The organism is Ramlibacter sp., assembly GCF_036676645.1.
Classification (GTDB): Bacteria; Pseudomonadota; Gammaproteobacteria; order Burkholderiales; family Burkholderiaceae_C; genus Ramlibacter.
The window spans coordinates 45923-65444 of record NZ_JAKFCM010000099.1 but is presented as its reverse complement, the minus strand read 5'-3'; the positions used below and the strand labels follow the sequence as shown (position 1 = coordinate 65444).

18 protein-coding genes and 1 pseudogene are annotated in these 19522 nt (G+C 70.2%); 10 read left to right on the top strand and 9 right to left on the bottom strand.

Annotated features, from left to right (window positions below; all coding sequences use genetic code 11):
• Positions 1-20: 20 nt before the first annotated feature.
• Together V6M57_RS14945 and V6M57_RS14940 are read left to right on the top strand one after the other, a co-directional pair.
• The gene (locus tag V6M57_RS14945) at positions 21-263 is read left to right on the top strand and encodes a hypothetical protein (RefSeq protein WP_332815792.1); all 243 of its coding nucleotides are present in this window, start codon (positions 21-23) and stop codon (positions 261-263) included.
• Between the two features lie 105 nt (positions 264-368).
• Positions 369-1438 (top strand): annotated as a pseudogene (locus V6M57_RS14940) (3'-5' exonuclease).
• Positions 1439-1760: 322 nt separating this feature from the next.
• Here the strand turns inward: V6M57_RS14940 and V6M57_RS14935 are convergent.
• From V6M57_RS14935 to V6M57_RS14905, 7 genes are all read right to left on the bottom strand, one after another.
• Positions 1761-2189: a DUF1850 domain-containing protein gene (locus V6M57_RS14935; RefSeq protein WP_332815791.1), complete on the bottom strand. Its 429-nt coding sequence runs from the start codon at positions 2187-2189 to the stop codon at positions 1761-1763.
• Complete coding sequence (locus tag V6M57_RS14930) at positions 2189-4225, bottom strand: TRAP transporter permease (RefSeq protein WP_332815790.1); 2037 nt, start codon at positions 4223-4225, stop codon at positions 2189-2191. The genes V6M57_RS14935 and V6M57_RS14930 overlap by 1 nt, the downstream gene beginning before the upstream one ends.
• A 15-nt stretch (positions 4226-4240) precedes the next feature.
• Complete coding sequence (locus V6M57_RS14925) at positions 4241-5200, bottom strand: TAXI family TRAP transporter solute-binding subunit (protein WP_332815789.1); 960 nt, start codon at positions 5198-5200, stop codon at positions 4241-4243.
• Positions 5201-5381: 181 nt separating this feature from the next.
• Positions 5382-6011, bottom strand: a complete 630-nt coding sequence (gene upp, locus V6M57_RS14920; protein ID WP_332815788.1) for a uracil phosphoribosyltransferase — start codon at positions 6009-6011, stop codon at positions 5382-5384.
• A gap of 106 nt (positions 6012-6117) precedes the next feature.
• Positions 6118-7386, bottom strand: coding sequence for a URC4/urg3 family protein (locus tag V6M57_RS14915; RefSeq protein ID WP_332815787.1), 1269 nt, complete (start codon positions 7384-7386; stop codon positions 6118-6120).
• Positions 7383-8651, bottom strand: a complete 1269-nt coding sequence (locus V6M57_RS14910; RefSeq protein ID WP_332815786.1) for a GTP cyclohydrolase II — start codon at positions 8649-8651, stop codon at positions 7383-7385. Before V6M57_RS14910 ends, V6M57_RS14915 begins: the two co-directional genes overlap by 4 nt.
• Before the next feature lie 85 nt (positions 8652-8736).
• Positions 8737-10245 carry a helicase HerA-like domain-containing protein gene (locus V6M57_RS14905; protein ID WP_332815785.1) on the bottom strand — a complete coding sequence of 503 codons (1509 nt, stop codon included), beginning with the start codon at positions 10243-10245 and terminating at the stop codon, positions 8737-8739.
• 76 nt (positions 10246-10321) lie between these two features.
• Between V6M57_RS14905 and V6M57_RS14900 the strand changes: the two genes are divergently transcribed.
• The 8 genes from V6M57_RS14900 (at position 10322) to rng (ending at position 17366) form a co-directional block, all read left to right on the top strand.
• Positions 10322-11050 (top strand): YebC/PmpR family DNA-binding transcriptional regulator, encoded by a 729-nt coding sequence (locus tag V6M57_RS14900; protein WP_332815784.1) that lies wholly within the window; start codon positions 10322-10324, stop codon positions 11048-11050.
• Positions 11047-12327: a phosphoribosylamine--glycine ligase gene (gene purD / locus V6M57_RS14895; protein WP_332815783.1), complete on the top strand. Its 1281-nt coding sequence runs from the start codon at positions 11047-11049 to the stop codon at positions 12325-12327. Before V6M57_RS14900 ends, purD begins: the two co-directional genes overlap by 4 nt.
• Complete coding sequence (gene hemF / locus V6M57_RS14890) at positions 12327-13238, top strand: oxygen-dependent coproporphyrinogen oxidase (RefSeq protein WP_332815782.1); 912 nt, start codon at positions 12327-12329, stop codon at positions 13236-13238. The genes purD and hemF overlap by 1 nt, the downstream gene beginning before the upstream one ends.
• Positions 13235-13843, top strand: a complete 609-nt coding sequence (gene nadD / locus V6M57_RS14885; protein ID WP_332815781.1) for a nicotinate-nucleotide adenylyltransferase — start codon at positions 13235-13237, stop codon at positions 13841-13843. The genes hemF and nadD overlap by 4 nt, the downstream gene beginning before the upstream one ends.
• Complete coding sequence (gene rsfS, locus V6M57_RS14880; protein WP_332815780.1) at positions 13843-14574, top strand: ribosome silencing factor; 732 nt, start codon at positions 13843-13845, stop codon at positions 14572-14574. The genes nadD and rsfS overlap by 1 nt, the downstream gene beginning before the upstream one ends.
• Positions 14571-15038, top strand: a complete 468-nt coding sequence (rlmH, locus tag V6M57_RS14875; protein ID WP_332815779.1) for a 23S rRNA (pseudouridine(1915)-N(3))-methyltransferase RlmH — start codon at positions 14571-14573, stop codon at positions 15036-15038. Before rsfS ends, rlmH begins: the two co-directional genes overlap by 4 nt.
• 211 nt (positions 15039-15249) lie before the next feature.
• Positions 15250-15852, top strand: a complete 603-nt coding sequence (locus V6M57_RS14870; protein ID WP_332815778.1) for a Maf family protein — start codon at positions 15250-15252, stop codon at positions 15850-15852.
• A gap of 29 nt (positions 15853-15881) precedes the next feature.
• Positions 15882-17366 (top strand): ribonuclease G, encoded by a 1485-nt coding sequence (rng, locus tag V6M57_RS14865; protein WP_332815777.1) that lies wholly within the window; start codon positions 15882-15884, stop codon positions 17364-17366.
• Positions 17367-17387: 21 nt separating this feature from the next.
• Here rng and V6M57_RS14860 read toward each other — a convergent pair whose 3' ends face one another.
• Positions 17388-18212 (bottom strand): glycosyltransferase family 2 protein, encoded by an 825-nt coding sequence (locus V6M57_RS14860; protein WP_332815776.1) that lies wholly within the window; start codon positions 18210-18212, stop codon positions 17388-17390.
• Entirely contained in the window at positions 18209-19516 is a 1308-nt protein-coding gene (locus V6M57_RS14855) for an O-antigen ligase family protein (protein ID WP_332815775.1), read from the bottom strand. Before V6M57_RS14855 ends, V6M57_RS14860 begins: the two co-directional genes overlap by 4 nt.
• Positions 19517-19522: the final 6 nt, after the last annotated feature.

Here is a 19522-nt window from a genome sequence, read left to right as displayed (position 1 = left end):
TCCAACCGATCGGAACCCACGTGAACGACACCCTGCTGCAGCGCTGGAAGCGCTATGACGAGAACCGCTCCGGCTTCACCGGCGAGCACTGGCTGGTGCTCGCGGCCGGCATCGCCACCTGGCTGGCGACGCGCCGCCACCGCTCGTTGGCCGTGCGGCTGGCCGGCTCGGTGCTCGGCACCCTCGCCGTCGCCCGTGCCGCCACCGGGCGCGAGGTGCCGCCGAAGATGCTGCGCTACCTGCCGTTCGCGGACCGGCATTGAGGCCGCAACAGGCGGCCTCTCGCTTACCGGTGTTGCCCATGGGGGGATCCGCCTTGTCACAACTGCACACATCTTCGATGATGCGCAGCAAGGAGAGGCAAGGCAGTGGCAGTACTCATACCCGCACTGGGCGCGTGCGTGTCGCGCATGACGTCCGGTGAAAGGCGGCTGGCGGAGCGGCTCGAACAGAAGCTGGACGACGACTACCTGCTCTGGTACGACGTCCCGGTCGGACCGAAGCAGACCTATCCCGACTTCGTCGTCATCCATCCTCGGCGCGGTGTCCTGATACTGGAAGCCAAGGATTGGCGGCTGGAGACCGTCAGGAAGGCTACCCGGCAGTATTGGGAAATCATCGACAGCGCGTCGGGCCAGGTGTCGAGCGCCGCCAGATTCCTTCGGGACAGTACCAGGCCGTGCTGATCGACGAGGGCCACGACTTCCGGCCCGAGTGGTTCAAGCTGGTGGTCCAGATGGTCGACCCGCAGACCAACAGCCTGCTGGTGCTCTACGACAGCGCCCAGAACATCTACCAGAAGCGCAAGGCCAAGGGGTTCAGCTTCAAGAGCGTCGGTATCCAGGCTGCCGGGCGCACCACCATCCTGCGCATCAATTACCGCAACACCCGCCAGATCCTTCGGACCGCGAACCTGGTTGCCGCCGAATTCCTGCAGCCGGAAGCCCAGGACGAGGACGGCGTGCCGCTGGTGCAGCCGGTGAGCTGCGGACGAGACGGGCAGGAAGCGCTGGTCGTGCGCCTGCCCAGTCCGCGCGATGAGCCGGCGACGCTCGCGCAATGGTTGACCGCGGCCCACCAGGAGGGCCATGCCTGGGGCGACATGGCCGTGCTGTGTCGCGACAAGCACGGTGTCGAGAGTTGCGGCAGGTCACTGGCGTCGCGCAGGGTGCCGCACCAGGTGCGCAAGAGCCGAAGCGACTTCGATCCATTGGCCGATTCGGTCAAGGTGATGACCATGCATGCCAGCAAGGGATTGGAGTTCCCGGTCGTGGCTCTTTCGGGGGTCGGGCGGATGCCATACGCGAACATGGAAGTCGAGGACGAGGCCCTGCTGTTCTACGTGGCAGCGACTCGGGCGACGCACCGCCTGATGGTGCCTGTCGCAGGAGACGGGGCATTCGGGGCAGCGCTCGCGGGAGCAGGCGTGCCGCACTGAGGCCGGCCATCCAGGCTCCGCTTGGTGGTGCCTGGATGAGCCTTTGGTGATGGCCGCCGGGCAGGATGTGCGATCGGCTGGGCCGATCACGACGTTGAGCGGCGCGGGCGCTGCCGGTCGGCCAGGTCTCAGCCCCGGGGCTGTGGACTCGCCGTGTCCTGGAGCGGGTCCTCCGCCGGCATCAGCACGGCCAATAAGTCCGATGTCGTGCGCAGGATCAGGTCGGCGCGGATTGCGCGTGTGGGCCGGATCGATGCCGCGCGCGCGGATCGCCTGTAGCCGCGCACGCAAGCGGGTGAGCGGCACGTCCAGGCCGAGTTTGCTAGCGCAGGCGCCCTGGCTGGGCGGGCATCTCGCAGGGCCAAAGCCGGGTGACGCCGCCATCGGCCGCAAGCAGGTCCTGCAGTGGGCGGCAGCGGCCATCGACGCACCAGTCGTAGTCGGCCGCGAAGGGCGAGCGCGTCAGGTGCAGCTCTTCCAGCGGCGGCGTGGAGGGGCGATACACGTACCAGCCATCCCGCAGCACCGCGCCGGCCGGCGGTTCCATGCCGGCACCCGAGCCACGGATGCGCGCGTCGCGTGCGAGCAGGCGCAGGCCTCGCGGCGTGCGCTCGACGGCGTAGTCCTCCTCCCAGCGCGTCTTTTCGATGGAATGGGTCCAGGCCAGGGTGAAACGCGTGGCCGGCACCTGCACCGGGTCGGCCGTCGAGGCCGCAAGCGCCAGGCAGACGCCGGCGAGCACGGCGGACATCAGGCTGCGCGGCTGCTGCCCACCGGGCGCGTGCGGCCGGCGCGGGTCCGCCACCCATGCCAGGCCAGGATCAGCCCGGTGAGCACCAGGCCGACCTGGTCGGTCCAGGGTGCAGCCGCCACCAGGAAGCAGGCCGAACCGATGCAGGCTGCCCGCTCCAGCCAGTTCAGGGGCGCGAACAGGTAGCCGATGGCGCCGGCCCCCCACAGCCCGATGGCCACCAGCGCCTTGAACACGATCCAGGCCACCGCCAGCACCCCGCCGCCCTGCAGCATCAAGGCAGGGTCATAGACGGCCATGTAGGGGACGATGAACCCGGCGATGGCGATCCGTACCGCATGCAGTCCGATCTTCAGGCCGCCCTCGCGCGCGATCGGCGCTGCGGCGAAGGCGGCCAGGGCCACCGGCGGCGTGAGGTCGGCCATGATGCCGAAGTAGAAGACGAACATGTGCGACACGATCAGCGGCACGCCCAGCTTGAGCAGCACCGGCGCGGCCAGCGAGCTGGTGATGATGTAGTTGGGTATCGTCGGGATGCCCATGCCCAGCACCAGGCAGGTGAGCATGGTCAGTACCAGCGCCAGCAGCAGGCTCTTCTCGCCCAGGCCGATGACATAGCCGCCCATCTCGGCTGCCACGCCGGTGAGGTTGATGATGCCGATGATCACGCCCACCAGCGCGCAGGCGATCGCCACCGGCAGCGAATGCCGTGCACCGTCGGCGAGCGCCGCCAGGGCCACGCGGCGCGCGTCCTGCCCGGTGCGCCGGGCGTAGGTGGCCGCCACCAGCAGGGCCGCGAGGACGAAGAAGGTGCCGACGCCGAACTGGAAGAAGCCGCCGCAGGCGATGGCCAGCAGCACCCAGAACAGCATGCGCAGGCCCAGGCTGCGCACGCCGGTGAGCACGGCTGCGCCGAAGATCAGGATCACCGTCAGGCCCAGCCCCACGGTGCCCGAGAACAGCGGCGTGTAGCCCGAGAACAGCAGGGCCACCAGCCCGACTAGCGGCAGCAGCAGGTACCAGCGCTGCCGCACTGCGGCCCAGGGGTTGGGGCAGTCCTCCTTCGCCAGGCCGAGCAGCGACTTGCGCCCGGCCTCCAGGTGAACCATCCAGAATGCCGTGATGAAGTACAGCAGGGCCGGGATGACGGCGGCCTTGCAGACCTCGATGTAGGGGATGTTCAGCGTCTCGGCCATGATGAACGCGACCGCGCCCATGACCGGCGGCATGATCTGCCCGCCCATGCTGGAGGTGGCTTCCACGCCGCCGGCGAAGGCGCTGGAGTAGCCGAAGCGCTTCATCAGCGGGATGGTGAACTGCCCGGTGGTCACCACGTTGGCCACGCCCGAGCCGTTGATCGTGCCCATCAGCCCCGAGGAGATCACCGCCACCTTGGCCGGCCCGCCGCGTGTGTGGCCCACGGTGCCCAGCGAGAAATCGGTGAACAGGGCGATCATGCCGGCCTGCTCGAGGAAGGCGCCGAACAGGATGAACAGGAAGATGTAGGTGGACGACACGTAGGTGGGCGTGCCGTAGATGCCCTCGGTGCCGAACGAGAGCGTGCTGACGATCTGGTCGAGCCCGAATCCGCGGTGCGCCAGCGGGCCCGGCAGGTATTCGCCGAAGGCACCGTAGGCCAGGAAGATGCCGCAGATCAGCGGCAGCGCCCAGCCCATCATGCGCCGCGCGGCCTCGAACACCAGCACCAGCGAGACCACGCCCACCACCCAGTCCCAGCGGTTCAGCTCGCCGGCGCGCAGCGTGAGGTCGGCCTCGAAGATCCAGTGGTAGAAGCTGGCGGCGAAGCCCGCCAGGCCGAGCGCCCAGCCGAGCGGGCGCCAGCCGTCCGTGCCGCCGCGCCAGCCCGGGTACAGCGCGAACACCATCAGCAGCACGAAGCCGACGTGGATGGCCCGCACCACCTGGCTGGACAGCGGGCTGAAGGCCGCGGTGATGATCTGGAACGAGGAGAACAGCAGCGCGACCCAGAAGATCGCGCCGCGCAGCGCCTGCGGCTGCTCGTCGGCGGCGGACATCGGCGGGGCGGCTCCCTACTTGACCAGGCCGACTTCGCGGTAGTACCGCTGCGCGCCCGGGTGCAGCGGCACCGGCATGCCCTTGACCGCGTTCTCGCGCTTGATCGCCTTGGCCGCGTTGTGGGCCGCGTGCAGCGTGTCGAGGTTGTCGTACAGCGCCTTGGTCATCTGGTAGGCGACGTCGTCGGACACGCCGGAGTGGGTGACCAGGAAGTTGGGGATGGCCGCAGTGGGCACATCCTTGGCCTGGCCGGTATAGGTGTTGGCCGGAATGACGGCGGGCTGGTAGGCCTCGTCGCCCACCTTGGCCACCACATCGGCGGGCACCGGCACCACCACGATCTGCTGCGAGGAGGCCAGGTCGCGGATGGAGGCCACGCCCAGGCCGGCCGATTGCAGCGTGGCGTCGAGCTGGCGGTTCTTGATCAGCTCGACCGACTCGCCGAACGGCAGGTACTCCACCTTCGCCAGGTCCTTGTAGTCCAGGCCGGCAGCCTTGAAGATGGTGCGCGCGTTCAGTTCGGTGCCGGACTTGGCGGCGCCCACCGAGACCCGCTTGCCCTTCAGGTCGGCCAGTGTCTTGATGCCCGAGTCGGCGCTGGCGACGATCTGGATGTAGTTGTTGTAGGTGGCCGAGAGGCCGCGCAGCTTGGTCAGCGGCGTGTTGAAGCCGGCCTCGGCGTTGCCCTTGTAGGCGTCGGACAGGGCGTCGGCCAGGGTGAAGGCCAGTTCGCCGCGGCCGGCCTGCAGCAGGTTGAGGTTCTCGGCCGAAGCCTTGGTCACCTGCGCGGTGGCCTTGGCGTTCGGGATCGCCTTGGCATAGATCTGCGAGAGCGCGACGCCCAGCGGGTAATAGACGCCGCTCTGGCCGCCGGTGAGGACGTTGACGAACTTCTGCTGCTGCGCCAGGCCTGCGCCGGCGGCCAGCGCCGCCACGAGACCGAAGACCACGGCGATTCGGCGGGACTTCTGCATGAACTGTTCTCCTTCGATGGCTTGTTGGTTCGGGCATCCGCGCCCTGGAGGCGAATGCTTCGGGGATGGTAAGCACGGATGGGTCCGATCCCGGCCGGGCCGACCCCGGAATTTCCCTTGGGTCAGCGAGCGGGGGAGCGGCGCGAGGGCGGACGACGAGGTTCGGCTTGGCCTCGCCTCGTCACTTCGTCCCGAAAATGCGGTCCCCCGCGTCGCCCAGGCCCGGCAGGATGTAGCCGTGCTCGTTGAGCTGGCGGTCGATCGCGGCGGTGTAGATGGGCACGTCCGGGTGGGCGCGCTGCATGGCCTGCACGCCCTCGGGGCAGGTCAGCAGGCAGACGAACTTGATCGATCGGGGCTTGAGCTCCTTGAGCCGCTCCACCGCCGCGATGGCGGAGTTGCCGGTGGCCAGCATGGGGTCCACCACGACCACGTCGCGCTCGTGCATGTCCTGCGGCATCTTGAAGTAGTACTCGACGGCGACCAGCGTCTTGGGGTCGCGGTACAGGCCGATGTGGCCCACGCGCGCGCCGGGCACCACGTTGAGCATGCCGTCCAGGATGCCGCTGCCGGCGCGCAGGATGGACACGAACACCAGCTTCTTGCCGTCGATGACTTTTCCGGTCATCTTCTCCAGGGGCGTTTCGACTTCGATCTCCTGCATCGGCATGTCGCGCGTGACCTCGTAGGCCATCAGCGAAGCCAGCTCGCCCAGCAGGCGCCGGAAGCTGTTGGTGCTGGCCTCCTTCTTGCGCATCAGGGTCAACTTGTGCTGGACGAGCGGGTGGTCGATCAGGTGGACTTGGGACATGGCGAGGCGTGTTCGGGGGATTGCCGAATATAGCGATGCGGGGCGCGCCGGCAGGCGGCGGGCGCGTTGCGCCGGACCCCGGCCTGCGCGCGCGGGTGGTGAAGCGTCAGAACACCGTCCCGTCGCTGTGCACCAGCAGCGGCGGCTGGCCGTTGCGGGCGCGCTGGGCGAGTTCGCGGCCGGCAGCCCAGGTACCGCCCTCCAGCACGGCGGCCAGCGGCATCTGCTCTTCCGGCAAGGACAACTCCGAGCGCACCAGCCCCGCCAGCTCGTCGATCAGCGCCACCGTCAGCGCGCGCCACTCGACGATGATCTCGTCGCCGGGATGCCAGAGCGGGTGCGCCGCGTCGGGCTCGCGCAGCCGCAGCACGCCGGTGTCGAGCAGCAGCCCGCCGTTGCGGTACTCGGGCAGGGCGGTGAGTTTCTCGATGCCGCGCAGCTTGACCCCTGCCCAGTGGAAGGGTTCCAGCAGCGAGTAGGTGAGCCACTGCGACAACTTGTGGAACGGCACCCAGCCATCGGAGAGCGCGTCGCCGCGCACCGCGTGGTGCTGCCAGACGTCGCCCAGCGGCACGCCGCCGATGCTCGTGCCCAGCGGCCAGATGCCCGACAGGGTCTGCAGGATCTGCGACAGCAGGTCGTGCACCTCCAGGTCGGCGGAAGGGGCGATGCCGCCCTCCGCGCCGATGAACCAGTCGAACAGGCCGGACGGTCGACCCGGGTCGCCGAATACCTCGGGCTGTTCGCGCAGCGCCTCGCCCAGCCGCCGCAGCAGCACGGCGCGCCCCTCCAGCCCGACCAGCGGGTTGGCCTCGCTCACCTGCAGCACCTGGGCCAGCCGGTCGGTCACCAGCGACCTCAGCCCCTCGGAATCGGCCTGCAGCGGGTGCAGCGTGTCGCTGGAGAACATGCCGCCCATGAAGGCATGGAAGCTGGCCACGGCCAGTCCTTCGGAGCGGGCATAGGCCCGCCCGTCGGAGGGGTCCGTGTAGCGCCAGTCGCCGCCGGCCCCGGCATCGAGCAGCACGCTGACCACCGTCAGGTCGATCAGCGCGCGCGCGCGGGTGGCCTCGGGCGCGTCCGCGAGCCGTTCCTCCAGCTGGCGGCGCCGGTCGACGCCGCCGGCCTCCAGGTGGCGCCAGCGGCTGTGCAGCGGCACGTGCAGCTTCGGATAGCGCCGGCGCGTCACGGCGGCCACCTCGGCGGCGGCGGCCCGCAGGCGTCCTTCGTCGACGGTGAACCAGTCGGACTGGCCGATCCGCGCGCGGTCCAGCAACTGGCCACAGCGCTCCCGGACGGTGACGGTGGAACGCAGGATGGAAGCCGCGACCTCGGCCTGCGAGCGCTGCTGGACGAACTCGTTCTCGGCGCTCATTCCAGGCCCCTCCCGCGGGTGGCCTTCAGCTGCTGCGCGTCGGGCACGAGGCCGGGGGTGAAGTAGCCGGCCGCCATCTTGGCGTCCCTCTCCACCCGGGCGTCGGCCGGGATCAGCTCGTCCGGGATGTTCACGCGCTCCCCCACCTCGATGCCCGAGCCGGTGATGGCGTCGAACTTCATGTGGCTCATGGAGACCAGCCGGTGGATGCGGCGTACGCCCAGCCAGTGCAGCACGTCGGGCATCAGCTCCTGGAAGCGCATGTCCTGCACGCCGGCCACGCACTCGGTGCGCGCGAAGTACTGGTCGGCGGTGTCGCCGCCCAGCTGGCGCTTGCGCGCGTTGTAGACGAGGAACTTGGTCACCTCGCCCAGCGCGCGGCCTTCCTTGCGCGAGTAGGCGATCAGGCCCACGCCGCCGCGCCCGCCGGCCTCCTTCGGCTGCGCGCCCCGCACGCACTCCTCGATGGCATGCGTCAGGTACGGCCGGCAGGTGCAGATGTCGGAGCCGAACACATCGGAGCCGTTGCACTCGTCGTGCACCCGTGCGGTGAGTTCCACCCCCGGGTCGGCCAGGTCGCGCGGGTTGCCGAAGATGTAGAGGGTCTGCCCGCCGATGGGGGGCAGGAACACGTCCAGGTCGCCGCGCGTGACCAGTTCCGGGTACATGCCGCCGGTTTCCTCGAACAGCACGCGGCGCAGTTCGGCCTCGGTGCAGCCGAAGCGCCGCGCCACGCCGGGCAGGTGCCAGACCGGCTCGACCGCGGCCTTGGTGACCATGGCGGCGCCGGTGGGCAGCAGCAGCCGGCCGTCGGGCGCCAGGCGGCCCTTGTGCACGGCCTCGATGATCTCCGGCAGGATCACGTGCGCCTTCGTGATGGCGATGGTGGGTCGGATGTCCAGGCCCAGGCCGATCTCCTCGGCGAACACTTCCGCCACCCGCGCGCCCCACGGGTCGAGGCTGACGATGCGGCCCGGATCGCTCCACTGCGGGTAGGGACCGATCGTGTCGGTGGGCGCGGTATTGGTGAGGTCGGCCCGATGGCCGCGGGAGAGGGCGCCTGCCGCCACCGCCAGTGCGCGGTACACGCTGTACGAGCCACTGTGGGTGCCGATCGCGTTGCGGTGCGTGCGCGAACTGGTGGTGCCCACGACCGGGCCGCGCTCGGCCGGATTGGCGGCACCCCACCGGATGGCGGGGGCGCCGGCGCCACCGGCGTGCGAGGTCAGGCGGATGTGCCGCGGCGATGGGCTGTGGGGCGACATGGCGGGCTCCTCAAAGAGGCGACTGTAGCCCGCGCTGCCGGTGCCGTGGGCCGCGTGCGGCCATCCGCCGCGCGGCGGCGCAGCTCTAGCGTCTGCGGCCGCCCAGCAGGCCGCCCAGCACGCCGCGGATGATTTCGCGGCCGACGGTGCTGCCCATGGTGCGCACCGCAGACTTGGCCATGGCTTCCACCATGCCCTCGCGCCGCCCGCCGCGCGGCCCGGTGGAGCCGAACAGGATGTCGCCCAGCCCGCCCATGCCGCTGCCGGTGGCCTTGTCGGTGGCGCCGCCGCCGGCCGACGAAGCCGGGGAGGGCGCCTGTTCGGCCCTGGCCTTGAGCTTCTCGTGGGCGGATTCGCGGTCCTGCGTCTGGTCGTAGCTGCCGGCCACCAGCGAGCTGGCGAGCAGCGCCTGGCGCTGCTGCGGCGTGATCGGCCCGATCTGGCTGCCCGGCGGGATCACGTACACGCGCTCGGTGAGGCTGGGCCGGCCCTTCGCGTCCAGCAGGCTGACCAGCGCTTCTCCAACCGCCAGCTCGGTGATCGCGGCCTCGATGTCCAGCCCCGGCTTGGGCCGCATGGTCTCGGCGGTGGCGCGGACGGCCTTCTGGTCGCGCGGGGTGTAGGCGCGCAGCGCGTGCTGGACCCGGTTGCCCAGCTGCGCGAGCACGCTGTCCGGGATGTCGATCGGGTTCTGCGTCACGAAATACACGCCCACGCCCTTGGAGCGCACCAGCCGAACGACCAGTTCGATGCGTTCGACCAGCACGGCCGGCGCGTCCTTGAACAGGAGGTGCGCTTCGTCGAAGAAGAACACCAGCTTGGGCTTCTCGGGATCGCCGATCTCGGGCAGCGTCTCGAACAGCTCGGACAGCATCCACAGCAGGAAGGTGGCGTACAGCCGGGGCGAACTCAGCAGCTTGTCGGCCGCGAGGATGTTCACCACCCCCTTGCCGCCTACCGTCTGCATGAAGTCGGCGATGTCCAGCATCGGCTCGCCGAAGAAGCGGTCGCCGCCCTGCGACTCGATCTGCAGCAGGCCGCGCTGGATGGCGCCCACGCTGGCGGCGCTGATGTTGCCGTACTCGGTGCGGAACTGCGCCGCGTTGTCGCCCACGTGCTGCAGCATGGCGCGCAGGTCCTTCAGGTCCAGCAGCAGCAGGCCGTTGTCGTCGGCGATCCTGAAGACGATGTTGAGCACGCCGGCCTGGGTGTCGTTCAGGTCCAGCATGCGCGCCAGCAGCAGCGGCCCCATGTCGGACACGGTGGCGCGCACCGGATGCCCCTGCTCGCCGAACACGTCCCACAGCGTCGCCGGGCAGGCGGCCGGCTCGGGCATGGGCAGGCCGCGCTCCTGCACCACCTGGGCCATCTTCGCGGGCATGGCGCCGGCCTGGCTGATGCCGGTGAGGTCGCCTTTGACGTCCGCCAGGAACACCGGCACGCCGATGCGCGAGAAGCTCTCGGCCAGCGTCTGCAGCGTCACGGTCTTGCCCGTGCCGGTGGCCCCGGTGACCAGGCCATGGCGGTTGGCCAGGCCCGGCAGCAGGAAGCATTCGGTGTCGCCGTGCTTGGCGAGCATCAAGGGTTCGGCCATAGGTCAAAAGTAGAATGGGGACTGCAGCAATATAGCAACGCGTCGCGCGTTGCGGGGACCGAAAGAAGGAAGCCAAGTGGCCGGACACAGCAAATGGGCGAACATCCAGCACCGCAAGGGCCGGCAGGACGAAAAACGCGGCCGGGTCTGGACCCGGGTGATCCGCGAGATCATGGTCGCCGCCCGCCAGGGCGGCGGTGACCTCAACGCCAACCCGCGCCTGCGGCTGGCGGTCGACAAGGCCAAGGCTGCCAACATGCCGGCCGACACCATCAAGCGCAACATCGACAAGGCCACCGGCAACCTCGAGGGGGTGAGCTACGAGGAGATCCGCTACGAGGGCTACGGCATCGGCGGGGCCGCCGTGATCGTGGACACCATGACCGACAACAAGGTCCGCACCGTGGCCGAGGTCCGGCACGTGTTCAGCAAGTGCGGCGGCAACCTGGGCTCGGAAGGATCGGTCGCGTTCCAGTTCCGCAACGTCGGCCAGCTCATCCTGGCGCCCGGCACCAGCGAGGACAAGGTCATGGAAGCGGCGCTGGAAGCCGGCGCCGAGGACGTGATCAGCGAGGAGGACGGCGCCATCGAGGTGCTCACCGCGCCGGCCGACTTCGAGGCGGTCAAGGCGGCGCTGGAAGCCGCCGGGCTGAAGCCGGAGGTGGCCGAAGTCACCCTGCGGCCGGAGAACACGATCGAGCTCGACGGCGAGGACGCCGCCCGCATGCAGAAGCTGCTGGACATGCTGGAGGACCTGGACGACGTGCAGGATGTGTTCCACAACGCGTCGCTGCCCTCCGAATGAAAGTCCTGGTCATCGGCGGCGGCGGCCGCGAGCACGCGCTGGCCTGGAAGCTGGCGCAGTCGCCCCGGCTGCAGGCGGTCTACGTGGCGCCCGGCAACGGCGGCACGGCGCTCGATCCGCGACTGGAGAACGTGCCCGTCACCGACATCGCCGCGCTGCGCGACTGGGCGCTGGCGCAGAAGATCGCGCTGACCGTGGTCGGCCCCGAGGCGCCGCTGGCCGCCGGGGTGGTCGACGAATTCCGCGCCCACGGGCTGCGCGTGTTCGGGCCCACGAAAGCGGCGGCGCAGCTGGAAAGCTCGAAAGCCTTCTCCAAGGCCTTCATGCAGCGCCACGGCATTCCCACCGCTGCGTACCAGGCGTTCAGCGATGCCGCCGCCGCCCATGCGTACGTCGACCGCACCGGAGCGCCCATCGTGGTCAAGGCCGACGGCCTGGCCGCCGGCAAGGGCGTGGTGGTGGCGATGACCGCCGCCGAAGCGCACGAGGCGATCGACTTCATGCTGCTGGACAACCGGCTGGGCGTGAGCCACAACGAGGGCGGCGCCCGGGTGGTGATCGAGGAGTTCCTGACCGGCGAGGAAGCCAGTTTCATCGTGCTGTGCGATGGCCGCAACGTCACGCCGCTGGCCAGCAGCCAGGACCACAAGCGCCTGCTCGACGGCGACGCCGGCCCGAACACCGGCGGCATGGGCGCCTACTCGCCGGCGCCGGTGGTCACGCCGGCGGTCCATGCGCGCGCGATGCGCGAGGTCATCCTGCCCACGGTGCGCGGCATGGCGGCCGACGGCGTTCCCTACACCGGCTTCCTGTACGCCGGCCTGATGGTCGACCGGGAAGGGCGGATCAGGACGCTGGAGTTCAACTGCCGCATGGGCGACCCCGAGACACAGCCCATCCTGATGCGGTTGAAGTCCGACCTGTACGAGGTGCTGATGGCCGCGACCGGCGGAACGCTGGACCAGGTCGATCTGCAATGGGACCGCCGCACCGCCCTGGGGGTGGTGATGGCGGCCGGCGGCTACCCGCTGGACCCGCGCAAGGGCGATGCCATCAGCGGCCTGCCGCGCGAGACCGCCGACACCATGGTGTTCCACGCCGGCACTGCGATGAAGGATGGCCGGCTGGTCACCAGCGGCGGCCGGGTGCTGTGCGTCACGGCGCTGGCCGACAGCGTCCGGGCGGCGCAGCAGCGCGCCTACCAGGCCGTGCAGGGCATCCGCTTCGAGGGCGCCCAGTACCGCCGCGACATCGGCCACCGCGCCGCCCACGCCTGATGCAAGCCATAGACACCGTCCGCAGCTACCTGCTCGACCTGCAGCAGCGCATCACCGAAGCCTGCACGGCCATCGACGGCACGCCTTTCCTGGCCGATGCCTGGGAGAAGGCGCCCGGCGAGCCGCTGCAGGGCAATGGGCTGACGAAGATCCTGGAGCAGGGTCCGGTGCTCGAGCGCGCCGGCTGCGGCTTCTCGCACGTGCGCGGGACGCGCCTGCCACCCTCGGCCACCCAGCATCGCCCCGACCTGGCCGGGGCTCCGTTCGAGGCGCTGGGCGTATCGCTCGTGTTCCACCCGCGCAACCCGTATGCGCCGACCGTGCACATGAACGTCCGGATGATCTCCGCGGCCCCTGCCGGCGCGGCGCCGGCCTTCTGGTTCGGCGGCGGCATGGACCTCACGCCCAGCTACGGGTTCGAGGAGGATGCGGTGCACTTCCATCGCGTGTGCAGGCAGTCGCTGGAGCCGTTCGGCGCCGACCGCTATCCGCGCTACAAGCAGTGGTGCGACGAATACTTCTTCCTGAAGCACCGCAACGAGGCCCGCGGCATCGGCGGCATCTTCTTCGACGACGTGTCGGACCTCGGCTTCGGCGGCGGCTTCGCGCTGGTCCGCTCGGTGGGGGACGCCTTCCTCGATGCGTACCTGCCCATCCTGCAGCGGCGCAAGGACACGCCGCATGGCGAGCGCGAGCGCGCCTTCCAGCTGTACCGCCGCGGGCGCTACGTGGAGTTCAACCTGGTCTGGGATCGCGGCACCCACTTCGGGCTGCAATCGGGCGGGCGCACCGAGTCCATCCTGCTGTCCATGCCGCCGCAGTGCAGCTGGGCCTACCGGCACGAGCCCGAGCCGGGCAGCCCCGAGGCCGAGCTCTACACCCGGTTCCTGCCGCCGCGGGAGTGGGTTTGACCACGGCTGCCCGCCGCCTGGGCGTGTTCGGCGGCGCCTTCGATCCGCCGCACCTCGCGCACGTCGCGCTGGCGCGCGCCGCCATCGACCAGCTTCGCCTGGACGAGTTGCGGGTGTTCCCGACCGGGCAGGCCTGGCACAAGTCGCGCGCCCTGTCGGCCGGCGAACACCGGCTGGCGATGGCGCGAGAGGCATTCGGCGGGCTGCCGCAGGCCGTGGTCGACGACCGCGAACTGCGCCGCGCAGGGCCCACCTACACCGTCGACACGCTGCGGCAGCTGCGTGCGGAGCACCCGCAGGCCGAGCTGCTGCTGGTGATCGGCGCCGACCAGGCCGAGGCCCTGCATAGCTGGCGGAACAGCGATGACATCATCCGCCTGGCCACGCTGGCGGTGGCCGCCCGCGCGCGGCCGGACCCGGATGCGCCGCCGTTCGACGCCTCGACCCTGCCGGGCGGCCGCCACGTGGCCGTCGAGCTTCCGGCCATGCCGGTCAGCGCCACGCAGATCCGCGCGCGCGTGCAGGCCGGGCAGGACATCGCCCAGCTGGTTCCGGCGGGCGTCGCAAGTTATATTGCCCGGCACCACCTCTACTCCAGGACCTGATGACCCAAGCCAGCAGCGCCAAGAAGGACACCCAGCGGCTCCAGCGTGCCATCGTCGATGGCCTGGAAGACGTGAAGGGTCAGGACATCCTGGTCTTCGACACCGAGCACCTCTCGCCACTCTTCGAGCGGGTGATCGTGGCTTCGGGCACCTCCAACCGGCAGACCAAGGCACTGGCCGCCAGCGTGCGCGATGCGGTGCGCGAGGCCGGCTTTCCCAAGCCGCGGGTGGAGGGGGAGGAAAACGGCGAGTGGATCATCGTCGACTGCGGACCCGCCGTCGCCCACATCATGCAGCCGGCCATCCGCAACTACTACCACCTCGAGGAGATCTGGGGCGAGAAGCCGGTGCGGCTGAGGCTGGGCGCGCCCAAGCCGGCCGCGGCGGCACCGGCGCCGCGCAAGGAGGCGGCTGCGCCGGCGAGCCTCAGGCGCAGCAGCGCCGCCAGGGCGGGTGCGGCGCAGGCCGCCAAGCTCGACGGCAAGGCTGCACCGGCGAAGAAGGCCACGGCCAGGCCGGCTGGCGCCAGGGCTGCAGCAGCAGCAGGGAAGGCGGCGCCGCAACCGGCTTCCGCCCGGTCCGCCGCCGGCAAGACGGCAACTGGCCGGGCCACGCCCGCAAAGGCGCCCACGCGGTCCGCGGCCAAGTCCGCATCCGCCACGCCGCGCAAGGCGGCCGGCAAGACTCCCGCCCGCAAGTCGGCTGCCCGGTCGCCCGCCCGCAAGGCATGAGGCTGCTGGTGGTCGCCGTGGGCCAGCGCGTGCCCGACTGGGCGGCCGCGGCCTGGGACGACTACGCCAAGCGCTTTCCGCCTGAATTGCGCGTGGAGCTGAAGGCCGTCAAGGCCGAGCCGCGCGGCTTGCGCAACGTGGACCAGCTGCAGGCCGCCGAGCGCGATCGCATCGCGGCGGCGATCCCGCGCGGGGCCCGCGTGGTGGCGCTCGACGAGCGGGGGACGGCGCTCTCGACCCAGGCACTGGCGGCCCGGCTGAAAGGCTGGCAACTCGACGCGGCCGACGTCGCGCTGGTGATCGGAGGGCCGGACGGCCTGGCCCCCGACTTCCGGGCCGCCGCCCATGAGCGCATCCGCCTGTCGGACCTGACCCTGCCGCATGCGATGGTGCGGGTGCTGCTGGTCGAGCAGCTGTATCGGGCCTGGTCCGTCAATGCCGGGCACCCGTACCACCGTGAGTAGGGGTTCGTCCCGTGCGGGCTCCGGTCATCCCGGCGCACTCATGCCATCCCGGCGCACTCATGCCATCCCGGCGCACTCATGTCATCCCGGCGCACTCATGTCATCCCGGCGAAAGCCGGGATCCATCACCCGCCCTCTGCATACGCTCCCTGGTTGCTCCGGCGCCGGGGGATCGATGGCCGATCCAGCCCGCAATGACCCGAGCCGGGCCGTGACTGCCTTCATCTACCTCGCCTCCCAGAGCCCGCGCCGCCGCCAGTTGCTCGGCCAACTCGGCGTCGCGCACGAGCTCCTCTTGCCCGACCCGGACGAAGACACCGAGTCGATCGAAGCCGTGTTGCCGAACGAGGCGCCGGCGCACTATGTTCGCCGGGTCACCGCCCTCAAGCTCGATGCCGCCCTGCAGCGGCTGCAGCGCCGCGGCCTGCCGGCGGCGCCAGTGCTGTGCGCCGACACCACGGTGGCCCTCGGGCGCACGATCTACGGCAAGCCGGCCGACGAAGCCGATGCCGCCCGCATGCTGCGCGAGCTGTCCGGCAGCACCCATCGTGTCCTCACCGCAGTGGCCATCCGGCAGGGACGCACGGTGCGCGAAGCGCTCAGTGATTCGCGCGTGACCTTCGCGGCCCTTTCGCCGCGACGGATCCGCGACTACGTTGCCACCGGCGAGCCCATGGGCAAGGCAGGCGCCTACGCCATCCAGGGCCGGGCCTCCGCTTATATTTCCCGCATCAGCGGCAGCTACTCCGGCATCATGGGGCTGCCGATGCATGAGACCGCCGTCCTCCTCCGCGCCTTCGGCTACCCCATCTGACCCCGCCGCCCAGCCCCTAGCCCCACCGCATGCAGCAGGACATCCTGATCAACTGGTCCCCGCAGGAGACCCGCGTCGCCGTCGTCGAGAGCGGCGCGGTGCAGGAACTGCACGTCGAGCGCACGCTGGAGCGCGGGCTGGTCGGCAACGTCTACCTGGGCAAGGTGGCGCGCGTGCTGCCCGGCATGCAGTCGGCCTTCATCGACATCGGCCTGGAGCGCGCCGCCTTCCTGCACGTGGCCGACCTGCACGGCTCGCGCCCGCACGAGGAGCACGGCAACGGCCGCCAGGGCCAGCCGCCGGTCCCGATCGAGAAGCGGGTGTTCGAGGGCCAGCCCCTGATGGTGCAGGTGATCAAGGACCCGATCGGGACCAAGGGCGCGCGCCTGTCCACCCAGATCAGCATTGCCGGCCGCCTGCTGGTGTTCCTGCCGCAGGACGAACACGTGGGCGTGTCGCAGAAGATCCCGCACGAGCAGCGCGATGCGTTGCGCAGCCGCCTGCAGGCACTGGTGGGCACGCCGGCCACCGGAGGCGGCGGAGGCTTCATCCTGCGCACCAACGGCGAGGACGCCAGCGATGCCGAGCTGGCGGACGACATCGCCTACCTGCGCAAGACCTGGTCGCGCATCCGCGAGGCCGCCACCCGGCAACCGCCCGGCTCGCTGCTGCACCAGGACCTGAGCCTGCTGCAACGCGTGCTGCGCGACCTGGTGACCGAGGAAACCCAGACCATCCGCATCGATTCGCGCGAGCAGTTCGCGCTGCTGCAGGCCTTCGGCCGCGAGTTCATGCCGCAGGCGGCCGAACGCCTGCAGCTGTACAAGGGCGAGCGGCCGATCTTCGACCTGTTCAACATCGACGAGGAAGTCACCCGCGCGCTGGGCCGCCGGGTCGACCTGAAGTCGGGCGGCTACCTGATCGTCGACCAGACCGAGGCGCTGACCACGGTGGACGTCAACACCGGCGGCTTCGTCGGCGCGCGCAACTTCGACGACACCATCTTCAAGACCAACCTGGAGGCCGCGCATGCCATCGCGCGGCAACTGCGCCTGCGCAACCTCGGGGGCATCATCATCGTCGACTTCATCGACATGCAGCGCGAGGACCATCGCGACGCCGTGCTGGCCGAGTTCCGCAAGCAGCTCGCGCGCGACCGGGTCAAGACCATGTCGGGCGGCTTCTCGCAGCTGGGCCTGGTGGAGATGACGCGCAAGCGCACCCGCGAGTCGCTGGCGCACATGCTGTGCGAGCCCTGCCTGTCGTGCCAGGGCGCCGGCCAGGTGCGCACCGCGCGCACCGTCGCCTACGACATCCTGCGCGAGATCCTCCGGGAAGCGCGCCAGTTCAACCCGCGCGAATATCGCATCGTCGCCTCGCCCAAGGTGGTGGAGCTGTTCCTGGACGAGGAAAGCCAGCACCTGGCGGGCCTGTCGGACTTCATCGGCAAGCCGATCTCGCTGCAGAGCGAGAGCAGCATGGGGCAGGAGCAGTACGACATCGTGCTGCTGTGACCGTGGGTGGGCCACCCGCGGCTAGCGCCAGCGGAACTCCCCGTCCACCCGCTCGCCGTGCAGCGTGGCGCCGAAGCGTGCCAGTTCCTGCTCGCGCCAGGCGGCCTCCTGTTTCCTGCGCCGCACCTTCGCCAGCTTGCGCCCGAGGAAGGACTGCCCCAGCAGCTTGTAGCTGTCGCGCGCGCTGAGCCCCTGCTTCTGCGACAGGCCGCGCTCGCGTTTGAGCGCGGTGAGCGTGATGGAGCCGAAGTGGTGCAGCCAGGACGAGCCGACCACGCCGGTGCGGATGCCGGCCAGAGCCAGCTCGTGGAAGAACAGGGTGTCCTCGTAGCCCCAGAGCCTGGGCGTGGCGCGGAAGTAGCCCACCTGGTCCCACACGCAGCGGTGGATGGCCATGCAGACGGCGTGCCGGGCGCCATGGCGCACCGCGCTGCGCATGCGGGCACCGGTGCCGGCGACAAACGCTTCCAGGTCATAGTCGAGCGCGCCCTCGATGAGGGCCGGCGAGACCACCTTCAGGTCCTCGCGCCCGGCCGCCTCCAGCAGGCCGTCGAGCCAGCCCGGCGTGACCACGACGTCGTTGTTCATCACCACGGTCCAGTCGGCCTGCAGCGCCAGCGCGCCCTGGTTCCAGGCGACGCCGCAGCCCAGGTTCTGTCTGTTGAGCACGAGCGCGCCCAGCGGCAGGCCGGCCAGGTAGTCGCGCGTGCCGTCGGTGGATCCGTTGTCGATCACCACCAGCCGCTTCAGGTCGAAGCCGGTGCGCACCAGGCTGTCGACGCACTGGCGCGTGTAACCGACCTGGTTGTAGCAGGCGAAGGTGACGGCCACGGTCGGTGTGCTCATGGGTCATCCCGGCGGATGGCACCGGCCGCGAACACCGCCACCAGCAGCGCGTAGAACGAGGCGGCATGGATCAGGTTGATCACCTCGGTGCTCGCGCTGGCCGTGAGGTAGCCGATGACCACCACCAGTCCGAAGTAGCCGTTGATGCGGCGCCCGCGGTCGGCCGAATGGGCGGCACGCGCGAAGATCCAGAGCGGCACCAGGAACAGGAGCAGGCGGGAGGCCAGTCCCACCACGCCCATCCTCATCATGGCCTGCAGGAACTCGTTGTGGCCGCCGCTCTGGACGAAATAATGATCGAGGAGCGGCGTGTAGAAGGGGGCGACCGCCGCCACCGTCTTCAGGTCGGGCAGGCTCTCGTAACCCCAGCCGGTCCACGGATGCTGCAGGAAGAGAGCCCAGTTGGCACGGAACAGGGAAATCCTCAGTCCGACCGAGCTGTCCCGCGAGCTGCCGTCCAGGTAGCTGCGGATGTCCCTGCCGATCTCATCGATCCGGATCCGGACCGTGTCCGAGGCCAGGTAGACGGCAAGGCAGGCGAGCGCCACGACCGCAATCGCCCCGGCCATGCTGCGGGCGGACCCGCGATGGCGCATTCCCACCAGCCACAGGACCAGCAGCACCGGGGCCATGACCCAGCCGGTGCGCGATTCGGTGCCCACCGAGATGGCCAGGGCCGCGCCCAGGGCCACCAGCTTCAGCCACTGCAGTGCGAGCGGATCCCGCCCCCACGCATGGAGGGAGTAGAGGCACAGGAACCCCGCGATCATGATGTGCTGCGACAGGAACAGCGGATCGATGAAGTAGGTGGCGAACCGGTCCACGTCCCAGAAGTATTGCCGGGAGGCCGGCACGAGGAAGATCATGGCCGCGCAGGACAGCACCGCCACCGGGACGGCCAGCGCCAGCACGGGTGCGGCATCGAGGCGCCGGCTCGCCAGGTACAGGAGGACCGCGAAGGCCAGGAGCATCCGCACCGGGCCATCGAAGTACCGCGGCACCAGCTCCTGGTGGCTCGCGGCCACGATCAGCACCGCGACCAGGGGCGATGCCAGCGCGAGCAGCATCCAGCGCACGTCGGCCTGGCGCAGCAGGGACCGCACGGCCTGCGGGTGCCTGACACAGTGGACCAGGGCCACGATGCCCGCCACGACCAGGAGGGCGTTGAGCCAGCCGCGCAGCACGAAGTAGCCGCCGACGGCCAGGGCCGGCAAGGCCAGGAACAGGCGGTCGGGGAGGCTGGGAGGATCTGCGGCGAACGGCGGGAAGCCGGAATCGGCTCGCGCGTGCGGGCTCGAAGACATGGAAAA